Source organism: uncultured Roseobacter sp. (assembly GCF_947493125.1).
Taxonomy (GTDB): Bacteria; Pseudomonadota; Alphaproteobacteria; order Rhodobacterales; family Rhodobacteraceae; genus Roseobacter.
The window spans coordinates 1-18,206 of sequence record NZ_CANLQB010000014.1 but is presented as its reverse complement, the minus strand read 5'-3'; the positions used below and the strand labels follow the sequence as shown (position 1 = coordinate 18,206).

Annotated in this window: 16 protein-coding genes; 8 read left to right on the top strand and 8 right to left on the bottom strand. The window is 58.9% G+C overall.

The window, feature by feature from the left end; genetic code table 11:
- The 3 genes from Q1A71_RS21905 to Q1A71_RS21895 form a co-directional block, all read right to left on the bottom strand.
- A complete protein-coding gene (locus Q1A71_RS21905; protein WP_299681899.1) occupies positions 1-1,299 on the bottom strand; it encodes a Xaa-Pro peptidase family protein in 1,299 nt (432 codons plus the stop codon).
- A 65-nt stretch (positions 1,300-1,364) separates the two neighbouring features.
- Positions 1,365-2,174 (bottom strand): SDR family oxidoreductase, encoded by an 810-nt coding sequence (locus Q1A71_RS21900; protein WP_299681896.1) that lies wholly within the window; start codon positions 2,172-2,174, stop codon positions 1,365-1,367.
- 18 nt (positions 2,175-2,192) lie between these two features.
- On the bottom strand, positions 2,193-3,941 hold the full coding sequence (locus tag Q1A71_RS21895) for an extracellular solute-binding protein (protein ID WP_299681893.1): 1,749 nt from the start codon (positions 3,939-3,941) through the stop codon (positions 2,193-2,195).
- 301 nt (positions 3,942-4,242) lie between these two features.
- On the opposite strand from Q1A71_RS21895, the gene Q1A71_RS21890 reads away from it, so the two are divergent.
- The 8 genes from Q1A71_RS21890 (at position 4,243) to Q1A71_RS21855 (ending at position 12,105) form a co-directional block, all read left to right on the top strand.
- Entirely contained in the window at positions 4,243-5,202 is a 960-nt protein-coding gene (locus Q1A71_RS21890) for a sugar ABC transporter substrate-binding protein (protein ID WP_299682043.1), read from the top strand.
- Between the two features lie 81 nt (positions 5,203-5,283).
- A complete protein-coding gene (locus tag Q1A71_RS21885; protein ID WP_299681890.1) occupies positions 5,284-6,081 on the top strand; it encodes an SDR family oxidoreductase in 798 nt (265 codons plus the stop codon).
- A gap of 67 nt (positions 6,082-6,148) precedes the next feature.
- Entirely contained in the window at positions 6,149-7,123 is a 975-nt protein-coding gene (locus tag Q1A71_RS21880) for an ABC transporter permease (protein WP_299681887.1), read from the top strand.
- 10 nt (positions 7,124-7,133) lie between these two features.
- Positions 7,134-8,135 carry an ABC transporter permease gene (locus Q1A71_RS21875; RefSeq protein ID WP_299681885.1) on the top strand — a complete coding sequence of 334 codons (1,002 nt, stop codon included), beginning with the start codon at positions 7,134-7,136 and terminating at the stop codon, positions 8,133-8,135.
- Positions 8,132-9,643 (top strand): sugar ABC transporter ATP-binding protein, encoded by a 1,512-nt coding sequence (locus Q1A71_RS21870; protein WP_299681883.1) that lies wholly within the window; start codon positions 8,132-8,134, stop codon positions 9,641-9,643. Before Q1A71_RS21875 ends, Q1A71_RS21870 begins: the two co-directional genes overlap by 4 nt.
- Positions 9,643-10,512 carry an NAD(P)-dependent oxidoreductase gene (locus Q1A71_RS21865; protein WP_299681881.1) on the top strand — a complete coding sequence of 290 codons (870 nt, stop codon included), beginning with the start codon at positions 9,643-9,645 and terminating at the stop codon, positions 10,510-10,512. The genes Q1A71_RS21870 and Q1A71_RS21865 overlap by 1 nt, the downstream gene beginning before the upstream one ends.
- Positions 10,509-11,219, top strand: coding sequence for a ThuA domain-containing protein (locus Q1A71_RS21860; RefSeq protein ID WP_299681879.1), 711 nt, complete (start codon positions 10,509-10,511; stop codon positions 11,217-11,219). The genes Q1A71_RS21865 and Q1A71_RS21860 overlap by 4 nt, the downstream gene beginning before the upstream one ends.
- Positions 11,220-11,247: 28 nt before the next feature.
- Entirely contained in the window at positions 11,248-12,105 is an 858-nt protein-coding gene (locus tag Q1A71_RS21855; RefSeq protein ID WP_299681876.1) for a fumarylacetoacetate hydrolase family protein, read from the top strand.
- Positions 12,106-12,322: 217 nt separating this feature from the next.
- On the opposite strand, the gene Q1A71_RS21850 is transcribed toward Q1A71_RS21855, so the two are convergent.
- The 5 genes from Q1A71_RS21850 to Q1A71_RS21830 all read right to left on the bottom strand — a co-directional run bounded on the left by Q1A71_RS21850 (position 12,323) and on the right by Q1A71_RS21830 (position 17,860).
- Entirely contained in the window at positions 12,323-12,781 is a 459-nt protein-coding gene (locus tag Q1A71_RS21850) for a transposase (RefSeq protein ID WP_299681875.1), read from the bottom strand.
- Between the two features lie 364 nt (positions 12,782-13,145).
- Complete coding sequence (locus Q1A71_RS21845; protein WP_299681873.1) at positions 13,146-14,492, bottom strand: MATE family efflux transporter; 1,347 nt, start codon at positions 14,490-14,492, stop codon at positions 13,146-13,148.
- Between the two features lie 370 nt (positions 14,493-14,862).
- Positions 14,863-15,633 carry a Crp/Fnr family transcriptional regulator gene (locus Q1A71_RS21840; RefSeq protein WP_299681871.1) on the bottom strand — a complete coding sequence of 257 codons (771 nt, stop codon included), beginning with the start codon at positions 15,631-15,633 and terminating at the stop codon, positions 14,863-14,865.
- Between the two features lie 218 nt (positions 15,634-15,851).
- The gene (locus tag Q1A71_RS21835) at positions 15,852-16,589 is read right to left on the bottom strand and encodes an ATP-dependent Clp protease proteolytic subunit (RefSeq protein ID WP_299681869.1); all 738 of its coding nucleotides are present in this window, start codon (positions 16,587-16,589) and stop codon (positions 15,852-15,854) included.
- Complete coding sequence (locus Q1A71_RS21830) at positions 16,586-17,860, bottom strand: hypothetical protein (RefSeq protein ID WP_299681867.1); 1,275 nt, start codon at positions 17,858-17,860, stop codon at positions 16,586-16,588. The genes Q1A71_RS21835 and Q1A71_RS21830 overlap by 4 nt, the downstream gene beginning before the upstream one ends.
- Between the last annotated feature and the right edge of the window lie 346 nt (positions 17,861-18,206).

Here is an 18,206-nt window from a genome sequence, read left to right as displayed (position 1 = left end):
TCAATACCGGTTCGCGATGGGCAATTCTTCGGCGGGGAAGAGCGAGATGACCTCGCAACCGGTCTCCGTCACCACGACTTCTTCCTCAATGCGCGCGGCCGAATAGCCATCCGCGGCCGGGCAGTAGGTTTCCAGCGCAAAGACCATGCCGGTCTGGATCTCCATCGGGTGATCGAGGGACACGGCCCGGCTGATTATCGGACGCTCGTGCAGCGCCAAGCCCAGCCCGTGCCCGAACTGAAGGCCGAAGGCTGCGTCCTCGTTTGGGAAGCCCAATGACTCGGCGGTGGGCCAGACCTCGGCCACCTTGTCGGTGGTGACACCGGGCTTGATCATGGCAATCGACGCGTCGATCCATTCTCGCGCCTTCACATAGGCGTCGTTCTGCGCAGGCGTGGCGCGGCCGACGTTGAACGTGCGGTAATAACATGTGCGATAGCCCTGATAGCTCTGCAGGATGTCAAAGAAGGCCTGATCGCCGGGGCGAATAAGCCGGTCGGTGAAGTTATGCGGGTGCGGGTTGCAGCGTTCGCCAGAAATGGCGTTGATCGCCTCGACGTCATCGCTGCCCATCTCGTAAAGCATCTTGTTCGACAGGGCCACAATATCGCTTTCGCGCACACCGGGTTTCAGTTCCTCGTAGATCATGTGGTAGACGCCATCGACCATGGCGGCCGCCTGCGTCAGCAACTGGATCTCATCCCAGTTCTTGATCTCGCGCGCGGCAAGCATGATCTGCTGGCCGTCGACCACATTGATCCCTTCTTCCTTAAGTGCGTGGAACATGGCGGTTTCCGCATAGTCCACACCGACGGGCATGTCGGCCATGCCCGCATCCTTGATCAGTTGCGCGATCATCTTGGCGTATTTTCGCATCAGACCGAATTCCGGAGGAATGGTACCGCGCATGCCGACAACGCCGGCAAGACAATGATCCGGCTCCAGCCAGTCTGAATAGCGCTGGTGGTGCACGGCGGCAGAGCCGAAATCCCAGACATAGGGGCTGTCATCACCGGTGAGCAGGCAGAAACGGCACATCTTGTCCCGTTCCCATTCACCGATCTTGGTGGCCGAGACATACCGGATGTTGTTCACATCGAACAAGAGCAGCGAACCGGCGTTTGAGTTCTGCAACGACTGGCGCGTGCGGGCGAGGCGATAGCGGCGCAGGCGGTCATGATCGATGCGGCGTTCAAAATCGACCGAGGTATGGCCCCAGGCGGGCAGGCGTTCGCGCCATTCCCAGTTGGGTTCGAGATCTTGGGGGGTCAGCATGTTCGGCATCAAGGCACGTGACATGAATAGGCTCCTTTCGGGTGCGGCAGAGCGCATCCGTTTCAATTGAAAATCAGAGGTTTGGTGTTTTACTTCGTAACCCAGCCGCCATCGATGGAGATCATCTGGCCGGTCATGTAGTCACTGTCGTCGGACGCAAGGAACGAGGCCGTGCCGATGATGTCCTTGGGGTAGGATACGCGCTTGATGACGAGATTGCTCTCGACGATGTCCTCGTAGGCCTGGCCTTCGCGTTCCTTGAAGCCGATCTCCACGAGGTCCTTGTCGAGTTGTTCCCATAGCGGCGTGACCACGACACCGGGGGCATAGCCGTTCACCGTGATGTTGTGCTCAGCCAGTCCGAGAGCGCCGCATTCAGTCAGCGCCAGACAGCCGTATTTCGACGTGCAATAGACGGTCACATCCACCAGTGGCTTGCGCGACGCGATGGAGCCCACGTTGATCAGCTTGTAGGGATGATCTTCCATGGGACCTTGCTTGATCATCTGGCGGGCGGTCTCCTGCATGCCAAGCCACATTGCCTTAGTGTTGACGTTCATGATCATGTCCCAGTTGTCTTCATCGATATCCATGAAAAACCGGGGTTTGTTGAGGCCTGCGTTGAAAAGACCCACATTGATCGATCCAAATGCGTCCACCGTGGCAGCGACGGCGATTGCATTGTCTTCCCGTTTGGTGACGTCCATTCTTGCCGCAATAGCCTTTCCGTTTCCGGCGGCGTTGATCTGGTCCGCCATCTTTTGCGCTTCATCGAGATCAAGATCGCCAAGGCACACATTGGCGCCTTGCGCAGCGAAGGCTTCGGCATTGGCGGCACCCATACCGCGCGCGGCACCGGTGATCAGGATGTTCTTACCTTTCAGGCGATTGGGGTCCATGGTCTTTCCTCCCAGACATTAAGGCGTCCCGTTTGATTGGATCAGCGCATCGGCCCGGGATTGGGCCTTGCGCAAAGCGTCCCGCGGAGATGTGATCCCGCGCAGCATATCGTGAAATTCCTCGCCGCAGATCTGGATGATGCCCCCGATTTCCGGCACCGGCGGACGCGGCCAGAATTGAAGCTCGTCGCGCCAGGACATCGCGTCCACCGCCTCGAAGATTGACGAGGCGCGGCGCACTTCCGGGTCGGAGGCGACCGAGTAGCGTGGATTTGTCCGGCTGCCATTCTGCACATAAAGCTTTTGCGCTTCCGGCGAGGTAAAGACCGTCAGTGCCTCGACGGCCGCGGGCACTCGGTCCGGCGACAGGTTGGCCGGAATGCCCAGGACATAGCCGCCCACGGGCGCCACAGGGCTGGCGCCCGGTCCTGCCGGGTGTGGCAAATAGCCGGTTTGGCCATAGGCCGGCGAGCTTTCATCCAGCTCGAAGTACGGCGCAAGCAACGTATAGCCGTAAGCCATCGCGATATTCCCGGCTGCATACGGGCGCATCCGCTCATACCAGGACATCGACAGGATATCGGCGGGTGAGTAATGCAGAAGCTCCATGAGGAATTCCGCTGCCTGCAGACCCGCTTCGGTATCGATGGTGGCGCGATAGGTGTTTTCGGCTAAACGTGATGTGTCAAACCCACCGGCGTTTTCCGGTAAATCCAGAATGGGCTGGCCAAAATCCGCGATTATCATCAGAACGGTGTGACCAAGTGCCGTCCCCCGCGCCGCGTTCCACCCTATGCCGTAGCGACCGCGCTGTGGTTGGTGAAGCAAGCGCGCGGCTTCGAGCAGAGCATCGGTGGTCGCGGGCGGTTCGAGCCCCGCTTCGGCAAAAAGATCCCGACGGTAAAACAACAGCTCGGGAGTGGTCTGCGCGGGTACGCCGTATGCCCGACCGCCCCAATGCGCCGCCATCCAGCCTGCGGTGTGGAAGTCCGCAGGATCGAGGCGCGTAAGGTCCATGATCTCGTCGAGCGGCATCAAAACCTGTTTTTCGGCAAATTCCCCGATCCAGGGCAGATCAACCGCGATGATGTCGTAACGGCTGGATTCGCGTTGAACATTACGCAGAGCCTCTTCGCGCAGACGGTCGATAGAAAAGGCGCGCTGGCTGATATCTGTGCCCACGATCTGTTCGAACTGCCGCTTGAGGTTGTCCATCACCATGAAAGTCGGGTCACCATGGACAAGCACGCGGATGCCGCCCGGCACCTTCAGCGGCTCCGAGAGCACGCGGAGCGGGGCAATGGACCGGGCGGCAGCGTAGCTTCCGCCAAAGTAGTAATCCCGCGTGGTCTGATCCTGCGTTTCGCCGCCGAAGCGCGTTTCGGCGAGGCGGCGAATACGACCAGAGATCTGCATCCATTGCGCCATTAGCTTTTCGCCGGGATGCATCGAAAAGCTTTTGCCCGTTTTCGTTCGCGGACGCTGTTCGATCAGGCCGTCCTCAATCATCTCTCTCATGCGACGATTGGCGGTTGCATAGGGCACCCGGCTGGCGCTGATCAGGGATGTGGGGGTGATGGTCTTGGCTTCGAAGTGGCCCTGCAAGAGGTGCAAAGCCATGCGCAGATGCGCGTTAGGCGCAATTATGTCGAGCGCACCTTCAAGCTCGTCGCTGACTTCTTCCAGAAAGGACAAAATCTCAAGCGTCTCGGTTTGCGCCTGTGGCGCAACCGGTCTGGCTTGTGTGTGTCCTCCCATGGTATTCATCTTGACGTTGTGCCTTTTTCCTGCGTTCGGCTTGCGTGTCGCGGCAGTATTGTCCGGCTTGGATAATTCTTTACGACGCATGGACCGCACCCCCGAAAATGTTCAAAATGAGGCTCTCAACGTACCGCGAATTTATCCAAATTGGATATTTTTTCGTCCTAAATGGACACAATTCTTGCGTTGCTGCCGTGGCAAGCTTTGCATGATAGCGATCAGTCGCTCGGAGATCCGAGTGGTGGTGGGCGTCCGGGAGGGGCGCCCTGAAAAAAGAGCTATCATTATCACCCGGGAGGAGATCCACATGAAGATGCGCAACATTCTTGCAGCAACCACCGCCATCGTGGCGCTGACTAGCACCGCCTTTGCAGCGGGCCACGAAACGTTGAAGATTGGCATCACGCAAAACAACGTCGGTGTCGACAGCTACCAGACCACCTATGAGAAGGCCTTCATCGCCGCCGCTGAGGCGAACGATGCGGTCGAAGCGATTGTCTTGGATGCCGGCGGTGACGTGGCGCGCCAGATTGCGCAGATGGAAGATCTGATCCAGCAGGAAGTGGACGCCATCATCATCTGGCCGACCAATGGCGAGGCAGTCATCCCCGCCGTCCGCAAGGCGCATCAGGCCGGTATTCCGGTCATCGTCACCAACTCGAACATCGCCGAACCCGGCTTTGATTTCGTGAAATCATTCTCCGGCCCTGACAACATCACCCAAGGGGCACGCTCAGCCGAAATCATGTGCGACAAGTTCAAGGACATGGGGATCGAGAACGAAGCGCAGGTTGTCCACATCACGGGCCAGCCGGGTTACACCACCGCCATCGAGCGCGCCAAGGGTTTCGAAGATCGCCTGCCCGAAGTCTGCCCGAACGTCACCGTTGTCGATACCCAGCCGGGCGACTGGAACCGCGAGAAGTCTCAGCAGGTCATGGAAGCTTTCCTCGTTAAGTATGACGACATCGACGGCGTTTATGCAGGCGACGACAACATGGGCGTCGGCGCATTGAACGCCGCCAAGGCTGCAGGCCGCGATGGCATCATCTTCGTCGGGGCCACCAACTTCGCCGTCGGTTACGAGGCGATGGCGGCAGGAGAATACTGGGGGTCGATCTACCAGTCCCCTGTTGATGACGCCGAAGCCGCCCTGAAAACGGCGATCGACGTGCTGAAGGGTGAAGAGCTGCCGTTCCTCAACTACTTCGACACGCCAAAGATAACACAGGACAATATGGGCGAGTTCACCAAGCCGGTGTTCTAAGGCTTCTCCTGCATACGGGGCGTGGCATGGTCTGCGCCCCGTTTGGTTGTTTCCGAAACAAGCTTTTCAAGGAGACGCGGCATGGGACGTGTTTCTGACCGTGTCTGCATCGTGACAGGCGCCGCACAGGGCATTGGTCGTGCCATCGGAGAAGCCTTGCTCGACGAAGGCGCGAAGGTCTGTTTCGCCGACATCAAGAGTGACAAGGTGGCCGAGGTCGCAGAGGCCAATCGCAGCCGGATGAACGGACGTGCCGATGCCGTCGCCTGGGCAAAGGTGGATGTCACCAATCGCGGCGAGGTTCGGGCCATGGTCGCGCGCACGGTCGAAGCCTTCGGCAGGCTGGACGTGAAGTTCAACAATGCGGGCGTTAACAAGCCGATGAACTTCATGGATGTCACGGAAGACAATTGGAATTTCATCATGAGCGTCAACGGGCTGGGCTGCATGATCGGAATGCAGGAAGCCGCGCGCCAGATGATTGCGCAGGGCACCGGTGGCAAAATCATCAACACCGCCTCCATTGCCAGTCGGCAGGGCTTTGACAATGTCGCGCCGTACTGCGCGTCAAAATTCGCAGTCGTATCGCTGACCCAGTCAGGTGCTCGGGACCTGGCGAAGCATGATATCACCGTCACAGGCTTCGCACCGGGGGTCGTCGCCACCGAGATGTGGGAACAGGTCGATCAGGATCTGCTCGAGATCGGCGCTGCAGAACGACCCGGTCAGGCGATGGAGGAATTCTCAGCTGAAATCCTGAAGGGTCGTGTGGCGCTCCCGCAGGACATTACGGGTACCACCACCTTTCTTGCCTCGAAGGATAGCGATTACATGACGGGTCAAATCGTCATGATCGACGGTGGCATGACCCTGGTGTGATCGTTCAATACCAACAAGAGACTAGAGTCATCGAAAAAAGAAGGCCAGCGAGCTCAGGGAGGGGATCATGGCAACACTGACCAAGCAACAGATCGGCAGCGTTCTGGCAAAGCAGGGGATCCTGATTGCCTTTGCAGTGTTCATCGTCGCATTCACCGTCGCCAATCCAAAATTCCTGTCCGTCGACAACGTGTTCAGCGTCGTGCGGTCCTCAGCCATTCTTGGTGTCATGGCGCTTGGGGTCACCTTCGTGGTGATCAGCGGCAATCTCGATCTGTCCGTGGGATCGATGATGTCATTCTCGACCATCGTGGTGCTGGATTTGCACGATCAGATCGGCCCGTTGCTTGCCATTCCGGCCATGTTTGCAATGACCATGTGTCTTGGAGCGTTCATCGGCTTTCTGGTCGGCTATCTGAGGCTGAACTCCTTGATTGTCACTCTTGGCATGCTGTCAGCGATCCACGGCCTGACATTGACCTATTCCGGCGGCCAGAACATGGACATCGCCGACAAAGAAGGCACGTGGTTCAGCGTCTTTGGTCAGGGCACCGCACTTGGAATCCCGGTCCCGATCGTGATCTTTGCCGGGCTTGCGGCGTTGTTGGGCATCGTGCTGGCGAAAACCGCCTTTGGTCGCAAGGTCTACGCTGTGGGCGGTAACGGCACTGCTGCAACCTTTTCGGGCATCAAGCGGGCGCGCACCGTTTTCACCTGCTATGTCATTTCGGCCGCCTGCGTGGCCACAGCCGGGCTCATCCAGGCGAGCCGGTCACTTGGGTCCCAAAACACCGTCGGGCAGGGGCTGGAACTCGAAGTTCTGGCAGCAGTCATCTTGGGGGGCGCGTCGCTTCTCGGGGGGGCGGGCACGATCTTCAAGACCGTCATTGGCGTGCTGATCCTTGGTTTTATCCAGAACGGTCTGCTGCTCATGGGGCTGCAGTTCTACGTCCAGTTCGTCGTGACCTGGGTCATCATCATCCTTGCTGTCTGGCTTGATATCGCGGCCAAGCGGGGCAAGCTCTGGTCGCCGATCGCGTGAGGGAAAAGGCATGAAAAAGGGTAGACTCTCAAAGATGTTGGCCGGTAGCGCGATCTGGGGCTTTATCGTTCTTGAGCTGATTTTCTTCAGTGTTGCGGGCGAATATCTCTCGCTCTCTGACAAGGCCTTCATGGATTTCGACAACATGCTGTTGTTGCTCAAGCAGTCGGCGCCGATCGGCATTATCGCCATGGGCATGACGATTGTGATGGTGAACGGCAACATCGACCTGAGCGTCGGCGCCACCTATGCCATCGCTGCTATCGTTTTGCTGGACAGCATGACCTGGCCGATCTTTGCGGGTGTCGGCGATTGGGTGATCCCTCTGGCCTGCCTGCTGGCGCTTGCAGTGGGAACGCTGCTGGGAATGTTGAACGGGCTGATTGTCTGGAAGACCGGCGTGGATGCGTTCATAGTGACGCTGGGCTCAATGTTGGGCTTTCGGGGCATCGTCTTCATGTTCAACGGCGAGAACCCCACGAGCCATCTCAACTGGACCCTCGTCGATTTCGCCGAAGCTGAATTTCTGGGGCTTGCGACAGCGTCGTGGTTCCTGCTGGCCGTGACCCTCGTGATTTGGTTCGTGATGACCAAGACCGTTCACGGCCGCAACGCATATGCCATAGGCGACAACCGCGAGGCGGCTGTGAACGCCGGCATCCGCGTCGGCCCGCACATGATGATCAACTTTGCCATCATTGGGTTTCTGGCGGCACTTTCCGCCGTGGTCTTCTACTCCGAATCCGGATCGGTGAACCCCAATGACGGACAGCTCTACGAGCTTTGGGTCATTACAGCTGTGGTGCTGGGCGGCACAAAGATCACAGGCGGCGCGGGGTCGGTCATCGGCACCTTCGGCGGTGTCATTGCCATTCAGCTTTTGCGCAAGGGGCTCGGCCATATCGGGGCCGATACCTCGACGGTGAACCTTGTGATCGGCCTGATCCTGATCGCCGTGCTGTTCCTGGACCGACAGTTGAATGTCAGAGGCAAAGAGGAGTTGAAGGTATGACCGACGCGAAACCAGTTCTGCATCTCGACGACATCGTCAAGACCTTTCCGGGCGTACGTGCGCTCGATGGGGTCTCCTTTTCGGTCATGCCGGGAGAGGTTCATGCCCTGATGGGTGAAAACGGCGCCGGAAAATCGACGCTTATGAAGGTGCTTGGCGGCATTTATCAACCGGACGGCGGCGCGATCTACATGGGCAACGACAAGGTTGTCATGGCCGGCCCGCTGGAGGCCAAGGCAAAGGGGATCGTGTTCATCCACCAGGAACTCAGCCTGGCGGAAGAGCTGAGCGTTGCGGAAAATATCTATCTCGGGGAACTGCCCCGCAAGCGCTTTGGCCGCGTCGACTGGGCGACGCTGACCGAGCGGACAGATGCGATTCTGAAAAAGCTGAATGTCGGGTTCGACGCCAAAACCCGCGTCGGCGACCTGTCCATCGCGAACCAGCAAATGGTCGAGATCGCCCGTGCCCTGACCGTTGACGCCAAGGCGGTGATCTTCGATGAACCGACGGCCTCGTTGACCGACGCAGAAAAGGTCGTGTTGTTCGACGTGATTTCAGACCTCAAATCCGAAGGTGTGGGGATCATCTACATCTCGCACCGGATGGAGGAGATCTTCAAGATCACTGATCGCATCTCGATCCTGCGGGATGGACAATATCAGGGCACCGTGGCCACCGCAGACACGGACGAGGAAGCCGTCACGCAGATGATGATCGGGCGCACGCTCGACCTCAGCCGCAACACCTCGCACCACGAACTGGGCGATGTCGCACTCGAAGTGCGCGGGCTGAGCTGCGGCAAGCTCTACAAGGATGTCAGTTTCGAGGTGCGCCGGGGTGAGGTTGTGGGGTTTTACGGCCTCGTCGGCGCGGGTCGCACGGAAATCGCGGAAACCTTGTTTGGTCTGCGCGACCCTTCGGCCGGGAAAATCCTGCTCGACGGGGAGGAGGTGCGCATCGCATCCCCTGCCGATGCCATCGCGCGAGGCATTTCGCTGGTTCCCGAAGATCGCAAGGGCCAGGGGTTGGTATTGGGCATGAACTGCCGTGATAACATGACACTGCCACAGGTTGATGACCTCAAAGCTGGCCCCTTCGTCGCCGAAGGAGCCGAGATCGCGATCTTTGACCAATATCGCGACCGGCTCGATATCCGCACGCCCGGTTGGAAACAGCAGGTGGGCAACCTCTCGGGAGGCAACCAGCAAAAGATCGTCATCGGCAAATGGTTGTCGATGCACCCCAACGTGCTGATCGTGGACGAACCCACCCGCGGCATCGACGTGGGCAGCAAATCCGAGATCCACAAGCTGCTGCGTGAATTGGCGGCGCAGGGGTATGCGGTGATGGTGATCAGCTCCGAGATGCCCGAGGTGCTGCACGTTTCGGACCGGATCGTCGCCATGTACTCCGGCCAGATCATGCGGACATTCACGTCTGAAGAGGTGACCGAAGACAACCTGATCCAGGCGATTTCCGGTATCAAATCCGGACAGGCCGCATAATGCGTGTTGGGCTTGCCGGACTTGGACGGATGGGCGCGCCCATGGCGCACAACATCGCCCGCGCAGGGTTCAATCTGGTTGTCTGGAACCGCACCGCCAGCAAGGCGCAAGCCTTCGCGGAGGAGACCGGATGCGCAGTCGCACAGACACCACGCGATTTGGCCAAGAGATGCGATGTGGTGATCAGCATGTTGGCAGACGACGCCTCGTCCGAGGCCTTTCACCTCGGCGAGCACGGGATCCTGGCGGTAAATGAGCCGTCTTGCGTGGTGGTGATGGGCACCGTGAGCCCGGATCACATCGCCGCCCTCGTTGAAGCTGCACCCGGAGGGGTCTCAATCATCGACGCGCCCGTATCCGGTGCGACACAGGCGGCGCGCCAGGCGCAGCTTCTGATCATGGCCGGCTGCACCGAACAAACCGGTGCGGCTTTAGCACCTTTGTTCGATGCGATGGGGAAGCGAACCGTCTATCTTGGCCGTCGCGGTGCGGGTGCGATCATGAAGCTGGCGGTCAACGCCCTGATCCACGGGCTCAACCAGACCGTTTCCGAGGCGCTGAGCCTGACGGACAAGGCCGGGATCGCAGCAGATCTGGCGTTCGACGTGATCGAAGCCAGTGCTGCGGCCGCCCCGATGCTGTCCTACCGCCGCCCGCTCTATCTTGATGACCGGGCGCACGACGTGACTTTCACTGTCGCGCTTGCGCGCAAGGACATGGAGATCACGGCCGCGCTGGCGCGTGACTTCGGCGTGGCCTTCCCGCAGGGGAGCGAAACCCTCGCGCGTCTGCGAGATGCCGAAGCGCGCGGCTACGGCGACCGGGACATGGCCGCGATGCGGGACTACATGCGAAAGGAAAGCCCATGAAAGCAGTTCTTTTTGTCGGCGGTTGGGAAGGCCATGCGCCGACCGCCTTTGCAGACTGGTACAAGGCATTACTGGTGGACAACGGTTTCACTGTCGATGTCTGCGACACGATGGAGCCGCTGGAGCGCCCGGCGGAGTTGACCGATATGGACCTGATCACGCCGATCTGGTCTTCCGCCCGCTCCGGCCATCGCACTGAATTCGGTAACATGACCAAACCGCAGGAGGACGGGCTTCTCAAGCTGATCGGGGATGGCTGCGGGATTGCGGGCTGGCACGGGCACATGGGAGACGCGTTTCGCGACCGGCCGACTTATCATTTTCTGATCGGTGGCCAGTTCGTGGCCCACCCGCCGGGCTGGCCGGACAACCTGCAACCGCGTGAGGATTACATCGACTACGACGTGACGATCTGCAAACCGGACGATCCTATCGTGCAAGGCGTCAAGAGTTTCCGCCTGACCTCCGAGCAGTATTACATGTTGGTTGATCCATCGAACGAGGTCTTGGCCACCACGACCTTCTCGGGCGATCACCTGTGGTGGATCGAAGGCACGGTGATCCCCGTGGTCTGGAAACGCCGCTGGGACAAGGGCCGGGTCTTTTACTGTTCCATTGGTCACGAGTTGGACGATCTCAAAGTGCCGCAGGTCACCGAAATCATCCGCCGTGGCAGTCTTTGGGCAGCGTCAGGGCATTCGGAATGAAACCAATCCGAGAGGGGAGCAACCATCGATGAAACTTCTCCGTTACGGTGCGCCGGGTCATGAAAAGCCTGGCACGCTTGATGCGTCTGGCCGCGTACGTGATCTGTCCGGTGTCGTGCCGGATATCGCTGGCGAGGCCTTGCGCCCGGCAGGGCTGAACACACTGCGGCAGATCGACGTTGAAACGCTGCCTGTCGTGGAGGGGGAGCCGCAAGATGAGTTGCGCCTGGGTCCTTGCGTGGGCGCCATTGGCAAATTCATCTGCATCGGTCTGAACTATGCCGACCACGCCGAGGAGGCTGGCATGCCGATCCCTGAGGAGCCGATCATCTTTAACAAGTGGACCTCTGCGATCGTTGGCCCGAACGATCCCATTCAAGTACCGCGCGGGTCCAAGAAGACTGACTGGGAGGTCGAATTGGGCGTCGTGATCGGCGAGCCTGGCGCCTACATCGATGAAGCAGACGCCATGAACCACGTGGCGGGCCTGTGCGTCGTCAACGATGTCTCGGAACGTGAATTCCAGATCGAACGGGCGGGCACCTGGGACAAGGGCAAGGGCTGCGACACGTTTGGGCCAACGGGGCCATGGCTTGTGACGCTGGATGAAATTCCCGATATCGACGCGCTGGATATGTGGCTGGATGTGGATGGACAGCGGATGCAAACGGGCTCGACCGCGACGCTGATTTTCAAGATCCCGCATTTGGTGTCCTATTGCAGTCAATTCATGAGCTTGCAGCCGGGCGAGGTGATCTCTACCGGCACACCCCCGGGCGTGGGTATGGGCCAATCTCCACAGCGCTATCTTCACGGCGGCGAAGTTGTTACGCTGGGGATCGCGGGGCTAGGCGAGCAGAGGTCGAAGGTGTTACCGGATGGCTAAGTTGGAGCCGGCGATCTGGTCAGCAGGTAGTTGTCGATAAAGCCCATCGCACGGCATACTGGGGTCAATGAGCGTACAGGGTTCAACGGTCCAGTTTCTGGCCGCTCCAGTGAAAAACGACGCTTCACTGCCCAGGTTATTGCGGGCAGGCTGTGCCCATTTCAGTTGGCATTCTTTGGTCGTGGAGGACATGAATCCTAGGGCTTTTCGCCAAGGCCTAAGCCATCGAGACTGCACCGGTTGCTGAAGCTGTGATCGGACCGATCCCAGGCATGCGCATCAACCGCCGTGCATCGGCATCCAGCCAGGCGTGCTGCTCGATCGGCTTCGTTAACTCATCGATCCGCGCATTGGGCCCTTTCAGCTGGTAGTACATCACCCCGAGAATGCCGTCTGCGATCTCGGGCATTTCCAACTGTTCTTCTATGCCGTGCTCTCGCGCGAACTTCGACACAGCCTCGATTCCCGTCGACAGGATATGTTCAAACTCCTGGAGTATGCTTCGGGTCGTATTCACGACCTGAGTACGTTGTCGAACGACCAGATCTCGCGCCCGGTGAATTTCCAAGACCGCCTGTCGATCTTCGGACTTTATCTCAACTAAGCGCCTCTTCGAGCGGTGCACGGCTTCACAAATCGCCTCGGCATCAGCGGCATCCGTCTTCCCGCGCTTCACTTAAGGCTTGACGTAAGCAGCAGGCATGAGCCGAACGTCACGTCCCAGCTTGCGCAACTCACGGCCCCAATGATGCGCCGATCCGCAAGCTTCCATGCCAACTACACACCGAGGAAGTGTTTCGAAGAAAGAGAGCAACTTGGCCCCCTTGATTTTCTTGTTGATGATCCGACGGCCTGTCGCAGAAACGCAGTGAACTTGAGAAACGTCCTTGGCCACTCCTCTAGTTGATTGCTTTGCAATCAACTGCCGGTCTGTAATCCAGGCCCATAGTTTCCGCTGTCATTGGGTGGCTCCTTTCCCAGCAGTCGATGATAACTGCACTTTGGCACATTCGATGCCGTTGGAGCAGGAGCCATCCACGTCATCCGCTCTCAAGCAACTCTGTACGTCTGAGACACCAGATGGCACCGAGGATCGCCAATAGATTGGCAGCGATCGCAGCCACCAGGATACCGGAATAGCCGAATATCACGACCCCGAGCCAGGCGCCCGGAACGTAAACCGCAAGTATGCGTGCAAGGCTGAGGCCCATGGAATATGCCGCTTTTGATCGCGCGTTCATTGCCGCGTTCGCGGTGACCAGTGCGCCATACCCGGCAAAGCTCCAGCTGACGAAGGCCAGGTAGTGTACCGCGTAACCATGTGCGTCCTTGCCACTTTCGGCGAAAAGTGCTGCGAGCGGATCCGCAAAAAGCGTCAGACACGTCGCTGCAGCAAGCCCGTAGATGACGCAGAACCAACCCGATGTATGGATCGCGCTGCGGGCTCGTGAGACCGCATCAGCCCCCCAGTTCTGGCCGACAACCGGGCCGATCCCCGCCGACAAGGCAAGAAGCGGCACCAGCACCACGGATTGCACACGCGTGGCTGCACCGAAGCCTGCGACCGCGGCTTCGCCGACGGTCGCCACGGCGGCAGTGACCAGCGCCATACCTGCCGGATTGATAGCGTTAGAGAACGCGGAAGGAACACCGACTTTCAGTATCTCTCGCAATGATTGCCAGAGCCCACGAAAAGGAGAGGCACAAGAGGAGATAACTCCGGCGCGCCACGCCCAGATGAGCGCTGCAGCGGCTCCCACAATACGACCGATCAAAGTTGCCAGCGCAGCGCCTTCAGTGCCCATTGACGTTATCGGACCCCAGCCAAAGATCAGGATGGGATTGAGGCCAATCGCAAAAAGCGCAATCAGAACCATGATGGCGGCCGACGTAGCGCCATCCCCATGCGCCCGAAAGCTTGCATTTATGATCATCTGAAGCATGAGAAACGGGAAAGATACCGCCCACAGGGGCGTGTAGAGCAATACCTCACGCAGCGCGTTTTCGCCAGCGCCCATGAGTTGGAACAACCCGCCAGAGCTAAGATGAAAGGCCGCGGCCATAACAACCGACAATGCTACCCCCATGATCAGCGCATGGATCGCCAAACGTGCTGGGGCATCGCTTTGGCTGTCTCCGTCCTCGCCAAGCCGTTGTGAGACAAGCGCGCTGACCCCGGCAGACAGGCCGATGGCAAGTGATGTGATGGCGGTTGTGACGGGGTAGATAAACCCGACTGCCGCGAGAGGTGCCTCACCCAGTTTGCCAAGGAAGTATGCATCGGCAAGGCCGATTGCCAAAACAGCAAGAATGCCAAAGCTAGTGGGGCCGGACACGGCGGCCAAAGCCTTCCAAATCGGCCCTTGCGTCAGGTCGCGTTGTGCCATCGAGAAACTCTTTACCTAAGGATTGCATGTTCCGTATTTCGACTTGTCGTCGTTGGCCCAACACAAGGTGCAATCCAATTCGACTTGACGATAGCTATACCGACTTTGATCGAAGGCAATTATGCACCCGAACATTTCACCCTCTCAGATGGCGGTTTTTCCGTCGTTCCGCTCGTCAGTTGGCAGATAAGAATGTATTCTGAGCACGTTGTGCGCGTCGGATCTTAGAGCGAGACATTTGCCAACGTCTTCGGAGTCGTCGAGCGCCCTAAGAGAGCTTGGATGGCGGCGATTTGCTCCGCCATCTACGGCTACCTCGATCTTCCACCGTCGTCCTGGCATCGGTCACGCCCGGAGCGCCTGCCTCGCGTTAAATGCTGAACTCGGCGAGACGTTCGGGGTCGAAATCGGAAAGCCGGATAAGCGCGTCGAGGTCTTCGAGTTTGATGTGATCCTTCGCAACAGTGATCAACCCACTCTTTCGAAGGTCTCCGATGCAGCGGTTGGTGTGAACCAGGCTGAGGCCCAGCGTGTCGGCGAGATCAGATTGCTTCATCGGCAATGCGAGCCACTTGCCGTTATTCTCACGGATCAGTTCCAAACGATGCCATAGCTCCAGAAACAGGTGCGCAAGTCGCGCTTTCGCCGGAAGCCGACCAAGCCGCACGGCCTGATCACCCAGGATTGCGAATTCTCGCGCAGTGCACCAGCTGAGACCTGATGCAAGAATTGGAAACTTCTGATTGATTTCAAGAATTCGGCGCGGGTCGACCACGGCCAGTTTCAACGTGTTCATAGCCGTGGCGCTATAATGTGCCTGGGCGTTGAAATTGATGTGCAAACCAAGAATATCGCCGGGGAGAGCAAAGCTCAGAATTTGCCTGCGGCCATCGCTGAGGGTCGTGTATCGGCTTGCCCAGCCGTCAATCAGGATAAAGGTCGTTTTCCGATCATCACCTTCAACAACGAAATCAACACCGGCTTGGACTTCGACGGTGTTGTTTTGCAGGCCTTCGAGAAAATCGATTTCCTCTTCGGACATCAAGCACAGTGAACCGAGCTTCCGCACGAGCGCACTGGACCCCGCAGGAGGCTGCAAATCCGTCGCCGGGGAGCGAGTTACGACTGGCGATTTACTCAAGTGTTCGGTCTTTGTTCAATTCCGATTAACATATGTTATATCCGGTATCTCAATATTTGGAACAAAAGATCTGACGATCAAAACAGCACGCTTTTGTGTTGGTTCGGTCCAAATACCATTTGGATGCCCATTCGAGATCCGACATCGCGGAGAGGCTACGGTGCTGGAACTGAACACAGATCTTGATCAAATTCAGCCGTCAATTTATACCGCTGAGCTCATTTCGTGACCAAATCCCACTCAACCAGTTCGTCGGCGGTCAGGATGTAAATCTCGTTGGCTGGCGTCGCCAGAGCAGGGCCCATGACTCTCAGGTCTATGCCCATATCGTCCAGATAAGTGAGCACCTCAGCTTGGCCGCGCTGAATATCTTCCACTGCAAGGAATGCTGGAAGTACCGTCGACTCGCCGAAACTGTGTTGGTGAACCCCAACTCGTGCAGCATCTGAAGCCTGACGCTCTGTTCCTCCCGCGAAAACATAAGGGCAAGCGGAGAAGCAGACGGCAGTACCGTCCAGCCTCGTTTCGGCGCCAATTTCGCGCATGACGCGGCCAATCTCGAGCGCATCCCTGACACTGCCTCCGGGGCTATCCAACGTGACAATGGCAGGTCGGTCGCTTCTCAAGGTTTCGCCGATACGCGCGCCATCCCCAAGTGCAATTGCACCGCGCAAGCTTAAGGCTTCTTGACCCTCGATGTCGGTCGTCTCCGCCAGCAACCGCCGGGGCGTATCCGGTGCAACCCCGGGCCCGGGGTTGGCTGGATCGCGCGGGCGATATCGACGGGTCTGATCACCCGGTTGCGTGGGTAGGTCGATCTCGGGCTGGCGCGATGGTGCCAACAGGTTCGGTAGACCCGGCGCAAGATCGACGAGAACCAATCCGAGCGCCAAGGCTATCTGTGCGCCGAGAAGCCACCGTACCGTTCGGCGGGTTGCGTCGGCAGTATCGCTCACTCCGCAGCCTCGGGCCGTGATGCCTTGGGCAAAGATCTTTCCGATAGCTCCGCCGTCAGCGGACCGCGGATCTCTGCTGCCTCCACATCCCGCAGGGCGAGCACAGCGGCACGCAACTCCGCCACTGTCATTGCATCTTCTGGGGTTGCAGGTTCACGGCCAGCGCGCACCGCCGCTTGTGCAACAGCAACGATCAGGACCAGCACAGCTGGCAGCAGGTCGATTGCGATGGCTCCGGCCCAGGACGGGACGAAGTTATTAGCATAGCGGATCACTGCATCGGCGGTAGAGATGGGCGTGTAAACCACATCCGCAGACGGCTCGAGCGCGCGCACTTCGGCAGCGGCGGCCTGCAGGGTCTCGGCGCGTTGAGCCAAAACCTCCAGGAGCGAGGTAATCGTGGCTTGCTGCGCCGCTTGGCCGCCCGCGTTGCCAGCATCTAACCGAGGCAGAACCACAGATTGCGCGAGGTCGCGCGCAGCGCGGTCGACCAGCGGTGCCACGGACAACTGCCGCAACTCTGTGATCACGCCCGCCAATCGCACGGATTCCTCAGAAAACTCGACACCGCGGTTCTCAACCGGCCCCTGCGCCACAGTCAGCGCCCGCATCCGGCTGAGGATCGCGTTGCCTTCGGCAAAGGCCGCCGCGACCGGCGCATCCTGTCCCGCGATCAGCTCTTCCAATGCGGCGAGTTCATCGGACTTCTGGGTAAGAACACGAAAGACGGCACCGCGGCCCGCAAGGCCCGAAAGCCCTCCGCCGGCCTCCTGTTCCGAGAGATCTTCGAACCCCTGCCGTGTCCTCCCAACGTCGAGACCGAGCGCTTGCGCCTGCAGCGTTACCTCATGCGTTCGCTCAAGTGAGTTCTGGTAGTCCTGGACCGTCTTGGCCAGGTGCTGTTCGACAGCGGCGGAACCAGCGAGAGCCGCGGCATTGAGCCAAGAGGACATGGCAATGATCGCGGCGGAGCCAATCACCATCGACAGCGCCAACCACAACCTGCTTGCAGCTGTGCGCATGGCGGGCAGCAAGCGCATCAGGTAGGACCAGAAGACGAAGATCCCGGTCGAGACCGCAGCGCTATAGGCAACAGCAGCAAACAGCGCGAGGGCACCGCCGTCATCGAGCAGGCCGCGAACGCCCAGGTAGGTATAGATGCCGGATGCAACGGCAAGCACCCCCAAAGCTGCGGACGTGAAACTGTCGAGCCAATCCAGGTGGCCTTCGACCTCGCGCGCGTGGCGTAGTCCCTTTGTTTCGTTACTCATCACAGCACCTCCGCAGGATAGGATGGTGATCCGCTCCCCGGAAAGCAAGTCGTCAGACTGGTTCGTACTCTGGCTGATTTGTCGGAATTGCGACGGTCGGACCCGGTTTTGATCGTTGGGCTGACGGATCGAACAACATAGAAAGCATGTTCGACGGACAGGTTTCGCGTCTCGAATTCTTATCCATTGAACAACCTAAGGATTAGCAAGGATGTAAATCTGCCATGTGATGCCTCAGGGACAGTGCAGAGCCGAATTGCCAAGGTGAGTGGTCTTCCCCCACTTGAGTGGTCCTCCGCTATGTTTAGGAAAGCGGAGGAAAGACATGGCCAACAAGCGACCAAAG